This window comes from Martelella sp. NC20 (assembly GCF_013459645.1).
Taxonomy (GTDB): Bacteria; Pseudomonadota; Alphaproteobacteria; order Rhizobiales; family Rhizobiaceae; genus Martelella.
In genome coordinates, this window is the sequence record NZ_CP054861.1 from 3045161 (window position 1) to 3060755 (window position 15595).

A 15595-nucleotide genomic window follows, 5' to 3' on the forward strand; every position below is an offset into this window, starting at 1 on the left:
GGTCTGCGACGTTTTGAGGCAGGCTCACTGGTTGGAGTTTTGAACTGTTGGAATTTTTACAGTGGTGGCGTACGAAGATGGCATGATGTTCGCACTCGTCGCCATTTTTCTGACGCTTGCCGTGGCTTTTGCGGTTGCCGCTCCACTGTTTGGGCGGGATGCAACCGTCGTTGCCGCCGCCGCCGGGTCGAACTTAATTTACCGTGAGCAACTGCAGGAACTCGAGCGGGAAAAGCAAAACGGCCGTATCGATGACGAGGCTTATGCTTCGGCCCGAGCGGAAATCGGGCGCAGGTTGATCGCCGCGGAAGCAAAGTCTGCGGACCGATCCGTGGTTGGCCGGTCTATTGCACTGCGCCATCGATTGATTGCGGCATCAGTCGTGTTTGCTGCCTTGGCCGGGGCGGGGCTTGTCTATCCCCTTCTCGGCGCTCCCGGCGCGAAGGATTATCCCTTGGCTGCCCGCTTGAATGCTGAAAATCCGGAGCTTGCCGTGCTTGTCGCGCAGGTCGAGAGGCACCTTGCGCAAAATCCCGGTGATGGCAGGGGATGGGATGTGATCGCGCCGGTATATTTGCGCGAGAACAAATTCCAGCGCGCCCATGAAGCCTACAGTAATGCAATACGGATTTCCGGTCCCAGTCCGGAGCGGCTTCTGGGTTTGGGCGAGACGCTTGTGGCGCTTGGCTCGGGTGTCGTGGACGATGAGGCAGTCGAGGTGTTCAGGCAGCTCGACGATGTGTCACCGGGCAATATAAGAGCAGGGTATTATATCGCATTGGCCTCCGAGCAGGCAGGAGACTACGAGGACGCGCTCGATCTGTTCGTCGCTCTGCTTGAGAGAATGCCGGAAACCGCGGCCGGGCGCGATGTGGTGGCGCGGCATATCGCATTCAATCGCGACCAGTTGGGGCAGGAGGAAGAGCAGATACCCGGACCCGATCAGCAGGATATCGAAGCCGCGGCCTCGCTGTCGCCGCAACAACGCACTGAAATGGTCGAGGGAATGGTGTCGGGGCTCGCGGAGCGGCTTGAACGGGAGCCTGACGATATTGATGGCTGGATGCGTTTGATCCGCTCCTATGCGGTGCTGGGTCGCGAGGGTGATGCGATCTCGGCTCTGAACTCAGCGCTGGCTTTTTTCGGCGCGGAAAGCGCAGCCGGGATGCAGATCGAAGCGCTGGCCGCGGAACTTGCGCTTTCTGGAGGAAAATCATGACGCGCAAGCAGAAGAGGCTCGCCGTCATCGGCGGCGGGGTGGCTTTTATCGCGATCGCGGTTCTGCTTGTGCTTTTTGCGTTGAGCCGCAGCGTCTCGTATTTTTTCATGCCCTCCGATTTTGCTACAAACCCGGTTGGACCCGATACGCGGATAAGGCTGGGAGGCCTTGTCGAAGACGGTTCGGTCCATCGGGCGGAAGGGGCGGATGTAGCGTTTGCAGTCACCGACGGCAGTGCTTCGGTCGAGGTACACTACGGAGGAATTCTGCCCGACCTGTTCCGTGAAGGGCAGGGCGTGGTGACGGAAGGGCGGCTGGGCCCGGACGGCATTTTTCGTGCCGACACCGTTCTCGCCAAGCATGACGAGAACTACATGCCCAAGGAAGTCGCCGACCGGCTGAAAGCGGAAGGGGTATGGGAAGGCGAGGAGGGCGCGAAACCGTGACCGTTGAACTCGGACTTTATGCGCTGATCCTCGCTCTGGCGGTTGCGATTGTGACTGCAACGCTGCCCCTGCTCGGCGCGCGCACCCGGAACGTGGCCTTGATGGGCGTTGCGCGCAGCGGCACGTTGAGCCTTTTCGCGCTGGTGGCATTGTCGTTTGCCATTCTGATCAGGAGCTATCTCGTCTCCGACTTTTCCCTGCGCAATGTCTGGGAGAACTCTCATTCCCTGATGCCGCTGATCTACAAGTTCTCAGGCGTATGGGGCAATCACGAGGGCTCCATGTTGCTGTGGCTGCTGATCCTGACGTTTTTCAGCGCCCTGGTGGCGGCCTTCGGTCGCAATCTGCCGGCGGATTTGAGGGCCAATGTGCTTTCCATTCAGGCCCTTATTGCCACTGCCTTCATTCTTTTCATTCTTTTCACCTCCAATCCCTTCAGCCGTGTTTTCCCGGTTCCCGCCGAAGGGAGGGAGCTCAATCCAATCCTGCAGGATATCGGCCTCGCCATTCATCCGCCGCTTCTCTATCTGGGCTATGTCGGCTTTTCAGTCTGTTTCTCGTTCGCGGTCGCCGCACTCGTCAGCGGCCGGATCGATTCAGCCTGGGCTCTTTGGGTGCGGCCGTGGGCGCTGCTTGCCTGGCTTTTCCTGACTGCCGGTATCGCGATGGGTTCCTACTGGGCCTATTATGAACTTGGCTGGGGCGGATGGTGGTTTTGGGATCCGGTGGAAAACGCGTCCTTCATGCCGTGGTTGGCGGGCACCGCACTTCTCCATTCCGCTCTGGTCATGGAGAAGCGGGAAGCCCTGAAGATATGGACGCTGTTGCTGTCGATCCTGACGTTCTCGCTCTCCCTTCTGGGAACGTTTCTGGTTCGCTCCGGCGTCCTCACATCAGTTCACGCATTTGCGACAGACCCGACCCGAGGCGTTTTCATTCTGGCCATACTCGTTATCTTCATTGGCGGCGCTCTCACGCTTTTTGCCCTGCGGGTGCCGCTTTTGAAGTCCGGAGGTCTGTTTTCGCCGATGTCGCGGGAAGGCGCGCTGGTGTTCAACAACCTGATCTTGACAGTGGCAGCCGGTACGGTTCTGATCGGGACGCTTTATCCGCTCTTTCTGGAAACGCTGACCGGTGACAAGATCTCGGTCGGCCCTCCGTTCTTCAATCTGACCTTCGGGATATTGATGATCCCGCTGCTTCTTGCCGTGCCCTTCGGCCCGATGCTCTCGTGGAAAAGAGGTGATCTCAAAGCCGCCTCGGAACGTCTTATGGCTGCTGCGGTACTGGCATTGATCTGCGGGGCGGCTTTCGTGTATTTCCATGATGGCGGCCCGGTTCTGGCCATGCCCGGAATAGCGATTGCTTTCTGGCTTATTTTCGGAGCGGTCGCGGATATCTGGACCCGCTCGGGGTTTTTCCGTTTGCCGTTTTCGAAGTCATGGCCGCGCTTCAAGGGCTTGCCGCGATCGGCCTTCGGTGCGGCCCTCGCGCATTTCGGTCTGGGGGTAAGCGTATTGGGCATCCTCGCAGTTTCGCTCTACGAAACGGAACTCGTGCTTGAGATGGCGCCCGGTTCCGAGGTCGAGTTGAGCGGCTATTCCGTCGCCTTCGAGGGAATCGAGACTGTACGCGGTCCCAACTACACCGATGAACGGGGCAGCTTCGCCATCAGCGCGAACGGGACCGAATCCGGAATGGTTCATTCGGCAAAACGGGTCTATTCGTCGAGCAATATGCCGACCACCGAGGCGGGTATAATGACCGTTGGTTTCAGCCAGCTTTATATTTCGCTTGGCGATCCGCGCGAGGACGGGGCCTGGGTCGTGCGGGTATGGTGGAAGCCTTTCATTCTGTGTATCTGGCTTGGATGTGTGCTGATGACCGTCGGCGGAATCGTGTCGCTTTCGGATCGACGTTTGCGGATCGGCGCTCCGGTACTCAGCCGGAAACGTCCGCAGATTGCGCAAGCCGTAAGGGCCGCCGAATGATGCGGCTTGTGGTGTTGCTTGTGGCCGTGCTGATGCCGATGGCGGTTGCCGCCGTCGAGCCGGACGAGATGCTGAGCGATCCGGCACTTGAAGCGCGGGCAAGAGACATATCCGCTGAGCTTCGCTGCATGGTCTGTCAGAATCAGTCAATTGACGATTCGAACGCCGATCTCGCGCGCGACCTGCGGCTTCTGGTCCGCGACAGGCTGACAGCCGGCGATAGTGACGACGAGGTCGTTGACTATGTCGTTTCGCGCTATGGCGAGTTTGTTTTGCTGAAGCCCCGATTTTCGCCGCAGACCTGGCTTCTCTGGGGCGCGCCGGCTCTCCTGATCGTATTGGGCGCAATCGGTTTGTGGCGGCTTGCACTCAGCCGTCGTGCAGCGGACAGGCCGCTTTCCCGGGACGAGGAGGCGCGGCTGGAGACGATTCTGTCAGACGGGGAAGACCATTAACAATCCGTCATCTCGCGGACAGCGTTTTGTAAGGTCCAAGCTTTTATAGTCCCCTCTATTCGATATGAAATCATTCAACCATCGACACTAGAGGAAAAGTAGAGCTATGTTCCAGCAGCCCACCGGACCAAACAAGTTCAGGTCACTCTTGAAAGCCTCGGCAGCTGCGGGTGTTGCCGCCGTGCTGTTTTCCGCCGGCGCTCCCCTGACGGTGACGGAAGCGCTCGCGGACCCCGTCCATGTTCAGGCTCCGGAGGTTCCGGGATTTGCCGATGTCGTCGAAGCGGTCTCTCCCGCGGTTGTTTCCGTGGTCGTTGAAAGCAATGTACAGCCCGTTGCCCAGCAGGATGGCAGTTTCGGGTTTGGCGGCCGCGGTTTCGACAATCTGCCTGATGACCACCCCCTCAAGCGTTTCTTCCACGATTTCGGCGCACCGAACGAGCCCTCCCCGCCGCCGCAGCCGCGCAAGGGCGGCCCACGCCCGGTTGCTCAAGGGTCCGGATTCTTCGTCTCTGAAGACGGTTATCTCGTGACGAATAACCACGTTGTGCGGGAAGGCGATGCTTTCTCGGTGCGTATGGATGACGGGACCGAATACGACGCAAAGTTGATCGGAACTGATCCCCGCACCGACCTCGCTGTGCTCAAGGTCGATGCCGATCGCGAATTCACCTATGTAAAGTTCGCAGATGATCAGAACCTGCGCGTTGGCGACTGGGTCGTTGCCGTTGGCAATCCGTTCGGCCTCGGCGGCACGGTTACGTCGGGCATCGTTTCCGCGCTCGGCCGCGATATCGCCTCCGGTCCCTACGACGATTACATCCAGGTCGATGCGGCAGTGAACCACGGCAACTCCGGCGGTCCGACATTTGACCTCAGTGGCGAAGTCGTCGGCGTCAATACCGCGATCTTCTCGCCGTCCGGCGGCAATGTCGGCATTGCATTCGCAATTCCCGCGCATCTGGCGCAGGACGTCGTTGCCGACCTCATTCAGGACGGTACTGTCGAACGCGGCTGGCTTGGTGTGCGCATTCAGCCCGTCACCGATGACATTGCCGAATCGATCGGGCTTGCCAAACCCGAAGGGGCGCTCGTCTCGGAACCCACCAGCGACAGCCCCGGCGCCAAGGCCGGTCTGAAACAGGGTGACGTCATCACCGCCGTGAATGGCGACGTCATTGAGGATGCCCGTTCGCTCTCCCGCATGATCGGCATGATGGAGCCCGGCGACAACGTCGAACTGTCGGTTTGGCGTGACGGAAAGTCCCAGACGATCGACGTCAAGCTCGGCGAATTTCCGAGCGACGATGAGCTTGCCGCCGCCGACGGCCTCGGCGGACCGATGGAAAGCTCGCTGATGAAGCAGCTTGGCATCGAGGTTCGCCCCGCTGACGATGGTAAGGGCGTGACAGTCACGGCCGTGGATCCAGACTCCGACGCTGCGACCAAAGGCATGGCCGCGGGACAGAAGATCCTGAGCGTCAACAACAAGGAAGTCAGCACTGCGGCGGATATCCTGAAGCAGGTCAAGGATGCGGCCGATCAGGGCCGCAAGCAGGCGCTGTTCCAGGTCGAGACCGAAAACGGCAGCATGTTTACCGCGCTGCCGACGGAGACCGACGCTGAAGACGCCGGCTGATCCCCTTTCAGTACCGGAGGAGGCGCATAGCGGAAGCATGCGCCTTTTCCGTTTTCAGGAGACGTCACATGTTTTCCAAAGAGCCGGTTGACCCTGCTTGTCACAAAGACGCCGATGGCGATATGGTCCCCGGCATGCGTGTACTTGTCATCGAAGACGATCTGGAGGCAGCCGCCTATCTGACCAAGGCCTTTCGCGAGGCCGGTATTGCTTGTGAGCATGCCGGCGATGGCGAAAGCGGTCTGTTTATGGCGAGCGAAAATGAATACGACGTTCTCGTCGTCGACCGCATGTTGCCGCGCCGCGACGGCCTGTCGGTGATATCGGCGCTGAGGGCGCGCGGCACCAACACGCCGGTGCTTATACTCTCCGCGCTCGGTCAGGTCGATGACCGGGTGACCGGTCTCAGGGCAGGGGGGGATGACTACCTTCCCAAGCCCTATGCCTTCAGCGAGCTTCTGGCGCGCGTCGAAGTGCTCGGTCGGCGCAAGGGCGCGCCCGATCACGATGTGCTCTACAAGGTTGGCGATCTGGAACTCGATCGGCTTTCACATGAAGTGCGGCGTGCCGGACGCGAGATCACGCTTCAGCCGCGCGAATATCGCCTGCTGGAATATCTGATGAAGAATGCCGGGCAGGTCGTCACCCGCACCATGCTTCTGGAAAATGTGTGGGACTATCACTTCGATCCGCAGACCAATGTGATCGATGTGCATGTTTCGCGCCTGCGCGCCAAGATCGAGAAGGATTTCGACAAACCGCTGCTGAAGACCATTCGTGGCTCCGGCTATATGATCAAGCATGATGCATAGCGGATGAAGGGGCGACTCAAGCTTCTGTTCAGGTCGACGGCGGTGCGCCTCTCCGTCGTCTACATTCTGCTGTTCGGGCTCTGCGCGGCGGTGATGGTGTTTTATGTCACAGCCGTATCCGAAAGGCTGGTCGAGCGGCAGATGCGGGATTCGCTGCACCGTGAGATCGCCCAGCTCGATGCTTCGTTTGAAAGCGGCGGCATTCGCCGGCTTTTCAACACGATCGAACGGCGCGCCCGCCAGCCCGGCGCCAACCTCTATGTCATAGCCAGTCCGCAGGGCGAGATCCTGGCAAGCAACGTCGCCTCCCTGCAACCCGGCGTTCTCGAGCATTCGGGCTGGCTCGACACCCCCTTCCGCTATGAAGGCTTTGCCGAAAACAACAGCGGCGACCGTTACAGCCTGGCGATCGGTTATGTGATCGCGCTCGACAATGGCATGAAGCTCATGATCGGCCGCGATCTGGGCGATCCAGAGCGGCTGCATATCGTCGTCAGGCAGGCTTTGCTTCTCGCGCTCATCATCATGGGCGTCGGGGCGCTGGTGATCTGGTTTGCCATTGGTCGCAATGCGCTGAAACGCATGGACAGGATGTCGGCGGCGAGCGGCAAGATCATGGCCGGCGATCTGTTGCAGCGCCTTCCGGTAACCGGTTCCGGCGACGAGTTCGACCGCCTCTCCAATTCGCTGAACCTCATGCTCGATCGGATCGTGCGGTTGAACGAGGGGCTGAGGCAGGTTTCCGACAACATTGCCCACGACCTCAAGACCCCGCTGACCCGCCTGCGCAACAAGGCGGCGGATGCCGCTGCCGCCGAGGATGCCGAGGAACGGCGTGCATCGCTCGAAGGCATCATCGCCGAATCCGACCAGCTCATCCGCACCTTCAATGCATTGTTGATGATCTCACGGGTCGAGGCGGGCGCTGTCGCGGCGGAGATGTCACCGGTAAGCCTGTCGGCAATCGTCGAGGACAGCGCCGAACTTTATGGCCCGGTGGCCGAAGAGGCCGGAATGACGCTCGATATCGCAATCGAGCAGGACCTTTCGGTAAACGGCAACCGGGAGCTGATCGGGCAGGCGATTTTCAACCTTCTTGACAATGCCATCAAATACGCTTCGGCCTCGGAGAATGAGCCGCGCATTTTCCTGTCGCTCAAGCGCGAGGGGGCGCAGGCCGTGTTCGTGGTTGCCGATAACGGACCCGGCATTCCGACCAATCACATGGAGGACGTCAAACAGCGGTTTTTCCGCCTTGACGAAAGCCGCACAAAGCCGGGCACCGGTCTCGGCCTCTCCATGGTCGATGCGGTTACCGATATGCATGGCGGCACATTTCTGCTTGCCGAAGCAGGGCAATATGTTCCGGGCTATGGCGGCCTTGCCGCTATCCTTCGCTTTCCGCTCGCACTCAATCGTCCGCGTTGAGTGGCTTTTGCTTCCGCCCGGTCAATGCTAAGGCGGAGAAAAGAAGTTGCGGAGGAAGCTATGGAGGAGATCGAAGGGCGTTTGACCGGCGTTGCGGCAGGGCGCATCTTTGCACTTGATGAGGCGGCCGCCGAAGCGGTAACGGCGGAGCTTGCCGAGGCCGTCGATGCCCATGAACTTCCCGCCGTGCTCGCCGATCCCGAAGCGCCGCTGACCGCCTTTATAGCGGCCGCTTTCACCCTTTCCCCTTTTCTCCACGACGCCTTCCGCTCGAAGCCTGAGCTTCTTTGCCGGACTGATGAGCCGATCCGTCCCCGGATCGAGGCTGAGATCGAACAGGCGCGCAATGCCTGGATTGCCGAAGGCGGCACTCAGGGCGATGGCGGGATCATGTCGCGGCTTCGCCATTCCAAGCAGCGCGTCGCCTTCCTCACCGCGCTCGCCGATCTCGGCGGTATCCTCACAGTCGAAGTCATCACCGATCTCCTGAGCCGTTTTGCGGCCGCCGCCGTTGCTGCAACGCTCGATCACCTGCTCGCCTCTGCGGCCGGCGAAGGCAAGATCAAGCTGGCGTCCGCGCAACACCCTTCGGAAAACTCCGGCGTCGTCGTGCTCGGCATGGGCAAGCTCGGCGCAAACGAGCTCAACTACTCCTCCGACATCGATATCGTCGTCTTCTTCGATGCCGCCGCCGAGATCATCATCGATCCCGATAACGCCCGTGAGCTTTTCCCCCGGCTTATGCGGCGGCTTGTTCGCATCCTGCAGGAGCGCACCGGGGATGGGTATGTATTCCGGACGGACCTGCGTCTGCGGCCCGACCCCGGCTCCACGCCGCTTGCAATCCCGGTCGAGGCGGCCCTGATCTATTACGAAAGCCGCGGCCAGAACTGGGAGCGCGCCGCCTACATCAAGGCGAGGCCGATCGCGGGCGATATTGCGGCCGGTGAAGCATTCCTCGCCGAGATGACGCCTTTCATCTTCCGCAAATATCTCGATTATGCCGCGATCTCCGATATCCACGCGATCAAGCGGCAGATACACGCGCACAAGGGCTTCGGCCTTGTTGCCGTCCATGGTCACAACGTCAAGCTCGGGCGCGGCGGTATTCGTGAAATCGAATTCTTCGCCCAGACCCAGCAATTGATTGCCGGCGGGCGCATGCCGCAATTGCGCTGCCGTCGCACCGTCGATGCCCTCGATGCCCTGCATCAGGCCCGATGGGTCGACAAGTCGACCGCAGATGAGCTGAAGGCTGCCTACTGGTTCCTCCGCAATGTCGAGCATCGTATCCAGATGGTCCGCGATGAACAGACCCATATCCTTCCGGAGGATGATGCCGAACTGCTGCGGATCGCCCGGATGAGCGGGTATCGCACGACCGAGGCGTTCGCCGCAGCGCTTGTGGCGAACCTGAGGACGGTCGAGAAGCGCTATGCCCGGCTGTTCGAGCGGGAGCTGACGCTTTCGGGTGCGACCGGCAACCTCGTCTTCACCGGCGAGGATGATGATCCCGGTACGCTCGAAACGCTTTCGAAGCTCGGGTTCGAGCGGCCGGCCGATATCGCCCGCACCATCCGCACCTGGCATTACGGCCGCTATCGCGCCACCCAGAGCACCAAGGCCCGCCAGCGGCTGACCGAAATCATGCCCGATCTGCTCTCCGCCTTCGGCGCCAGCCGGCGCGCGGATGAGGCGCTGCTCCGGTTTGATCGCTTCCTTTCCGGCCTTCCCGCCGGCATTCAGCTCTTCTCGCTGTTGAAGAGCAATCCCAACCTGCTGCTGCTGTTCGTCGAGATCATGTCCGCCGCGCCGCGCCTGTCCGAGATCATCGCCGCGCGCGCCCACATCGTCGATGGCATGCTCGATCCGGCGTTGCTCACGGAAATCCCGACGCGGGATTATCTGGCGGGCCGCCTCGAAGCCTTCATGACCGGCGCCGAAATCTATGAGGAACGGCTCGATCGCCTCCGGATATTCACCGCCGAACAGCGTTTCCTCATCGGCATTCGTCTGCTCACCGGGGCGACCGGCGGTTTTGCCGCCGGCCGGGCGCTGACCGTGCTCGCCACGCTTGCAATCGATGAGGCGCTGGAGGGCGTTCTTTCGGAGATCGCGCAGACCCATGGCAAGCTTGAAGGACAGCGGGTCGCGGTGCTGGCCATGGGCAAGCTCGGCAGTGCGGAGCTGACGGCGGGCTCGGATGTCGATGTGATCGTGCTTTACGATTGCGACGATCCGCTCGGCGCCTCCGATGGACCGAAATCGCTCGATGCTCCGCGTTATTTCGCGCGCGTGACGCAGAGGCTGGTGGCAGCGCTCAGCGCCCCCACCGCTGAAGGTGTGCTCTACGAGGTCGATATGCGGTTGAGGCCCTCCGGCAATGCCGGGCCGCTGGCGACCCGGCTTGCCGCTTTCGAGAAATATCAGCTCAACGAGGCCTGGACGTGGGAGCATATGGCGTTGTCGAGGGCCCACCCTCTCTGCGGCGATGCCTCGCTGATGGCGGACATGGCTACCGTCATCGATCGGGCTCTGGTGAAGCCGCGCGACCGGGCAGCGCTTGCGCGCGATATCGCGGAGATGCGGGCCAGGATCGAGCGTGAAAAACCGGCGAAGAGCATCTGGGATCTGAAGCTGATCGCGGGCGGCCTGATCGACATCGAATTTCTCGCCCAGTTCTGCCATCTCGCCTCCGATCAGCCGCGTGAAAAGGCCGGCGGCGGCGAGGCGATGAGCACGGATGACGTGTTGATCCGTTTCGGGCCTGACCTGATGGATGCGGGCGATCTGGAAATCTGCCGCAAGGCGCTCGCGCTTTACACCGATATCGCCCAATTGACCCGGGCCTGCCTGACGACGGGCTTCAGCCCGGCGACCGCGCCCGCGGGACTTCTGGATCGGCTGTGCAAACGTTCGGATTGTCCTGATATCGAAGCGCTGGAAGCGCTGATCACCGACACGGCTGATGAGGTGCGTTCGATCTTCAAAAAGCTGCTGCCGCTCGTGTAAGAAGACTTACGCGACCGTTTTGCGGATGATGGTTCCCGTCTGGGGAGCGCCTGTTTCGGATGAAAGTCCGATCTCTCCGGCATATCGGTCTGTCATGTCGCGACCGAGCGCCCGAGTGAGCGCGGCGCATTTGAGTTCCAGGCTGCGGCGCGCGGCGGCAAGGGCGGCCACCTTTTCAAGCAGGCGCGCCTGCTCGCTCTGGAGGCGGCATTCGTCGCTCTTGAATGCCGTGATATCGGAGCCCACGGTGAGCATCGCGCCGCCGGGCAGCAGGTTCTCGCTGACGGCCTGCCATTGCCCCAGTCGCGTCCTGATCTCGCTCGATACGGCATCCTCGCGGCAGACGCGGCGGATCACCACCGCCTCGTCTGCGACAAGGCTGTCGCGGCGGGCGCCGGCTTTCACGCCGTAGGCTGTCGTGAAGCTGGCGTTGGCGAGCTCAAGGCGGCCATCCTTGCCCCAGAGCGCCAGCGCCTGCGGCATTGCGTCGAATGCCGTCTGATACAGGCTGGCGCGCTTTGTCGCCGCCTCGATTTCGCGGCGGCTCGCGCCGGCCGTGCGGATCGCCGTGCCGCTGACGGCGATCTTGCCGCCGGTCTGGCCGGCATGGGCGCGGATATCGATGCGGGCATACTGGCCGTCATGCTGGCGGATGCGGAAACCCGTCTCGATCAGTCCTGTGTCCCCCGGCCTGAGCCGGCGAAAGAAGCCGCGACGGTCGTCGGGATGGATGAGCGCAAGCAAACGCCTGAGGGCAAGCTGCCGCGGCGCCGATCCAAGGCCAAGGGCCGAGGCGGCGGAGCCATCGAGAAATGCAATGCCTGCATGCGGATCGAACGACCAGAGACCCGTTTCGCCATTGGCTAGCATGGCATCGCGCCGCGCCTCGATTTCCGCCATCAGGTCGGTGGTCTGATCGGCACGGTTGAGCTGGGCATAATAGGCATAGACCACCACCAGCAGCAGCAGCGCCATTGCCGCGAACAGCGTGACGTTGAGATTGATTTCCGCCCGCCACAGCGCGTTCATCGCTTGCATCGAATGCAGCGCGATCACCATACCGCCATCGGTTCCCGCCAGATGCATGGACACCTGATAGGGGACGCCATCGATGTGGGTTTCCACGACGCCGCTCGAAGACGGGTTGTGGCGCGCGGAGGTGAGTTCGGGAAAGACGTCGGCAAGCGAACGGCCGATCAGGTTCTCGCTGTCGCCAGTCGCCGCCAGTACAGCGCCTGACGTGTCGATTGCGACAAGGTCGGTATCGGAATCGGCCGCGACCAGCGCGCCCAGTTCCTTGGCGGTTGCCACAGCACTGGCCGGATCGAAAAGCTGAGGCTCATCCTCAAGCGCGGCAAGGGCCATGGCCGACGTCAACTCGGTTGCCTGCCGAACCGCATCTTCCATCCGGGCATGGCTCGACATCAACGACAGTCCGCGCGCCGCGGCCACACTGATGAGAAAGGCGATGATGAGGAGGGGAATCGACTTCTTCAGGATCCGTTCGATGACCGGCCGGTTGATGACAGGCAGGCCTTCAAGTCCTGCAAATCCCGCCTGCTGCGTCGCAGCGACCGCTTGCCGTGTCCCAGCATAGGCGCGCAACTTCCCGTTGACCGCGGGACGCTCCCACATGTCCGATCTCTTCATTGGTCTGGTTCCCTCGTGTGATTCGGCAAACCGCCCTTGCGAATCTGCCCTAGTGAATCAAACGTGATTCGCCTTGTCCAGCGCCTCCCGAGAACCTTTTGTTAACCATAAGCATAAAAAGGCTTTTTTGTGTTTCTGCACTCTTCCTCTTCCTGCGTGAAACGGCTTGATAGCGCAACGGGTTACACAGGCAAGGACTCCGAACGGATTTTTTTGCAAGCCCCCGCTCAGCTTTTCAACATGCGGTTGACGATGTCGCGCAGGTTGCGGGAAAGGTCTTCATGGCCAGCAATGCGTTCAATCTCTTCCCGCGCCTTTTGGCGTCGACCTGCCTCAAGCGACTGGAACGAACGCATGGCGGTCATCATCCGCGCCGTGAGCGTGGCATTGCGCGGGTCCGTTGCAAGGATGAAGTTGGCAAAGAACCGGTAGCTGGCTCCATCCGGCCGGTTGAACCCGGTGGGATTGGAAGAGGCGAAAGCGCCAATCAACGCGCGAACGCGGTTGGGATTGCCTTCGTCGAAAGCAGGGTCGCCCATCAGTTCGGCCACCCGGTCCAGCGTGGCTTCGCCGGGAACGGTCGCCTGAGCGGAAAACCACTTGTCGAGCACCAGCGGTTCGCCATCGAAACGCTGTCGGAAATCGGCGAGCGCCGCCCTGGTTTCGTCGCTGCCCGGAAACTGGTGCGCCAGTATCCGAAGCGCCGCGATCATATCCGTCATGTTGGTTGCCGCGTCATAGGCCTGTCGCGCCGGCAGCGGCGATTGCGCGGCATCGGCGAGATAGGCAAGGGCTGCGTTGCGCAGCGCCCGACGCCCGGCACTGGCGGCATCAGGGCTGAAATCGCCGTCCTCCCGCAATTCCTCCACCAGCCGGGCGAAAGACGCGCGTCCTGAGCCGGCAATGGCGGAAAATACCGCCTTGCGGGCGAGATGGATTGCGTCCGGGTCCACGTCTTCGCCGATCTCGCGGCCGATATCGAGCTCGCCCGGCAGCGTCAGCGCAAGCGCGCGGAAAGCAGGCTCAAGCTTGCCGTCCTCCGCCGTCTCGACCAGGACTTCGCCAAGGGCGTTGTCGGTATCCACGGGCCGTCCGGCCCTGACCGCCGCCGTTGCGCGCGTGAGAACCTCCAGCGCCAGGCCGTTGATCGTGTCCCAGCGCGCCACCAGATCGCTTTCCGCCCCCGCGATCTTGAGCCGATCCTCGCGCGACTGGTCGAACCGAACCCTCACAGGCGCGGAAAAATCGCGGTTGAGCGAAATCGCCGGTTTCGCACCTAGGCCCTCGAACACGAAGGTCTGTTCTCTCTCCGTCAAATGCAGCACATCGCCGGTGCGTTCTCCACCGCTCACCGCCGACGGTTCCATGCCGTCGCCATTGGGGCTGATCAGCCCGACGCGCAGGGGAATATGAAGCGGCTTCTTGTCGCTTTCCCCGGGCGTCGGCGGCGTGTTCTGCGAAAGCGTGAGTTCCAGCCGTCCCTCGCCCTCGTCATAGAGGCTGCGCGCCGTGATCACCGGCGTTCCTGCCTGATGGTACCATAGCGCGAAATGCGACAGGTCCCGGCCGGTCGCATCCTCGAAGCATTTCAGATAATCCTCGATCGTCACCGCCCCGCCGTCATGGCGGACGAAAAACAGGTCGAGCCCCTTCCTGAAACCATCCTCTCCGAGCAGCGTCGCGATCATGCGGGAGACTTCGGAGCCCTTTTCGTAGACCGTGGTCGTATAGAAATTATCGATCTCCAGATATTGCGTCGGACGCACCGGATGGGCGAGGGGGCCGCCGTCCTCCGGGAACTGATGCGCGCGCAGGAACCTGACCTCATCCACCCGCACAACGGCCCGCGACCTCTGGTCGGCCGAGAATTCATGCTCGCGGTAGACGGTGAGTCCCTCCTTGAGGCTGAGCTGAAACCAGTCCCGGCAGGTGATCCGGTTGCCGGTCCAGTTGTGGAAATATTCATGGGCGACCACCGCTTCGATGAGGGCATAGTCGTCATCGGTCGCGGTTTCCGGATCGGCGAGGATCAGCCGGTCGTTGAAGATGTTGAGCCCCTTGTTTTCCATCGCGCCCATGTTGAAGTCGGAGACCGCGACGATCATGAAGATGTCGAGGTCGTATTCGCGCCCGAACCGTTCCTCGTCCCATTTCATGGCGCGTTTCAGCGCATCCATCGCATAGCCGGCGCGCTCCGCCTTGCCGTGTTCGACGTAGATGCGAAGCGTGACCGCGCGCCCTGATATCGTTGTGAACCGGTCCTCGATCATCGCCAGATCGCCCGCCACCAGCGCGAACAGATAGGAGGGCTTTCTGAAGGGATCGTGCCATTTCGCCAGATGCCGGCCGTCGCCGAGATCGCGTTCCTCGACGAGATTGCCGTTGGACAGAAGCAGCGGGTTCTTCGCCTTGTCCGCGATGATGGTCACGGTGTAGACCGCCAGCACATCCGGGCGGTCGTAGAAATAGGTGATCCGGCGGAAGCCCTCCGCCTCGCACTGCGTCGAATAGACGCCGTTGGTGCGGTAAAGGCCCAGCAACTGGGTGTTGGCGGTCGGATTGATATTGGTCTTGACCGTCAGCGTGAACATGTCCTCGGCAGGCAGGTCGCTGATTGTCAGATGGTCTGAGGTACACGCGTAGCGCTCGGGCAGAACCGGCTTGCCGTCAAGCGCGAGACCGGCAAGGTGCAGGCCGTCGCCGACAAGCTCCAGGGGGGTATCGGGCGAGACGCCGGGCCGCCGCTTCATCCGGATCTGGGACCCCACCGTCGTCAGTTCTTCGCCAAGCTCGAAAATCAGATCCACGGTTTCGATGATGAAGTCGGTCGGGCGATAGTCTTTCAGATAGACGGTTCGATCCGTATGCATTGTAACCTCGTTCTCCTTCAGCGCGCCTGCGCGATTTGAGCGCTAAGAAAGCGCTGAACGTTCAAAAAAGCAA

At 61.4% G+C, this 15595-nt stretch carries 10 protein-coding genes; 8 read left to right on the forward strand and 2 right to left on the reverse strand.

The features are described from left to right. The first annotated feature begins 82 nt into the window (after positions 1-82). From ccmI to HQ843_RS14535, 8 genes are all read left to right on the forward strand, one after another. Positions 83-1219, forward strand: a complete 1137-nt coding sequence (ccmI, locus tag HQ843_RS14500; RefSeq protein ID WP_180897655.1) for a c-type cytochrome biogenesis protein CcmI — start codon at positions 83-85, stop codon at positions 1217-1219. Further along, complete coding sequence (gene ccmE, locus HQ843_RS14505; protein ID WP_180897654.1) at positions 1216-1665, forward strand: cytochrome c maturation protein CcmE; 450 nt, start codon at positions 1216-1218, stop codon at positions 1663-1665. The genes ccmI and ccmE overlap by 4 nt, the downstream gene beginning before the upstream one ends. Beyond that, on the forward strand, positions 1662-3656 hold the full coding sequence (locus tag HQ843_RS14510) for a heme lyase CcmF/NrfE family subunit (RefSeq protein WP_180897653.1): 1995 nt from the start codon (positions 1662-1664) through the stop codon (positions 3654-3656). The genes ccmE and HQ843_RS14510 overlap by 4 nt, the downstream gene beginning before the upstream one ends. Beyond that, positions 3653-4111: a cytochrome c-type biogenesis protein gene (locus HQ843_RS14515; RefSeq protein ID WP_180897652.1), complete on the forward strand. Its 459-nt coding sequence runs from the start codon at positions 3653-3655 to the stop codon at positions 4109-4111. Before HQ843_RS14510 ends, HQ843_RS14515 begins: the two co-directional genes overlap by 4 nt. A 106-nt stretch (positions 4112-4217) precedes the next feature. Next, positions 4218-5750, forward strand: coding sequence for a Do family serine endopeptidase (locus HQ843_RS14520; RefSeq protein WP_180897651.1), 1533 nt, complete (start codon positions 4218-4220; stop codon positions 5748-5750). 122 nt (positions 5751-5872) lie between these two features. After that, on the forward strand, positions 5873-6562 hold the full coding sequence (locus HQ843_RS14525; protein WP_180902188.1) for a response regulator transcription factor: 690 nt from the start codon (positions 5873-5875) through the stop codon (positions 6560-6562). 3 nt (positions 6563-6565) lie between these two features. Beyond that, a complete protein-coding gene (locus tag HQ843_RS14530) occupies positions 6566-7990 on the forward strand; it encodes a sensor histidine kinase (RefSeq protein ID WP_180897650.1) in 1425 nt (474 codons plus the stop codon). Between the two features lie 60 nt (positions 7991-8050). Continuing rightward, complete coding sequence (locus tag HQ843_RS14535; protein WP_180897649.1) at positions 8051-11002, forward strand: bifunctional [glutamine synthetase] adenylyltransferase/[glutamine synthetase]-adenylyl-L-tyrosine phosphorylase; 2952 nt, start codon at positions 8051-8053, stop codon at positions 11000-11002. Positions 11003-11008: 6 nt separating this feature from the next. Here HQ843_RS14535 and HQ843_RS14540 read toward each other — a convergent pair whose 3' ends face one another. Beyond that, a complete protein-coding gene (locus tag HQ843_RS14540; protein ID WP_180897648.1) occupies positions 11009-12637 on the reverse strand; it encodes a hypothetical protein in 1629 nt (542 codons plus the stop codon). 242 nt (positions 12638-12879) lie between these two features. After that, the gene (gene pepN, locus HQ843_RS14545; protein WP_180897647.1) at positions 12880-15522 is read right to left on the reverse strand and encodes an aminopeptidase N; all 2643 of its coding nucleotides are present in this window, start codon (positions 15520-15522) and stop codon (positions 12880-12882) included. Positions 15523-15595: the final 73 nt, after the last annotated feature.

Bases quoted from the DNA above. Each gene is read 5' to 3' on its own strand.
- ccmI (WP_180897655.1), top strand. From the start codon at position 83: ATGATGTTCGCACTCGTCGCCATTTTTCTGACGCTTGCCGTGGCTTTT.
- ccmE (WP_180897654.1), top strand. From the start codon at position 1,216: ATGACGCGCAAGCAGAAGAGGCTCGCCGTCATCGGCGGCGGGGTGGCT.
- HQ843_RS14515 (WP_180897652.1), top strand. From the start codon at position 3,653: ATGATGCGGCTTGTGGTGTTGCTTGTGGCCGTGCTGATGCCGATGGCG.
- HQ843_RS14520 (WP_180897651.1), top strand. From the start codon at position 4,218: ATGTTCCAGCAGCCCACCGGACCAAACAAGTTCAGGTCACTCTTGAAA.
- HQ843_RS14525 (WP_180902188.1), top strand. From the start codon at position 5,873: ATGGTCCCCGGCATGCGTGTACTTGTCATCGAAGACGATCTGGAGGCA.
- HQ843_RS14530 (WP_180897650.1), top strand. From the start codon at position 6,566: ATGAAGGGGCGACTCAAGCTTCTGTTCAGGTCGACGGCGGTGCGCCTC.
- HQ843_RS14535 (WP_180897649.1), top strand. From the start codon at position 8,051: ATGGAGGAGATCGAAGGGCGTTTGACCGGCGTTGCGGCAGGGCGCATC.
- HQ843_RS14540 (WP_180897648.1), bottom strand. From the start codon at position 12,637: ATGTGGGAGCGTCCCGCGGTCAACGGGAAGTTGCGCGCCTATGCTGGG.
- pepN (WP_180897647.1), bottom strand. From the start codon at position 15,522: ATGCATACGGATCGAACCGTCTATCTGAAAGACTATCGCCCGACCGAC.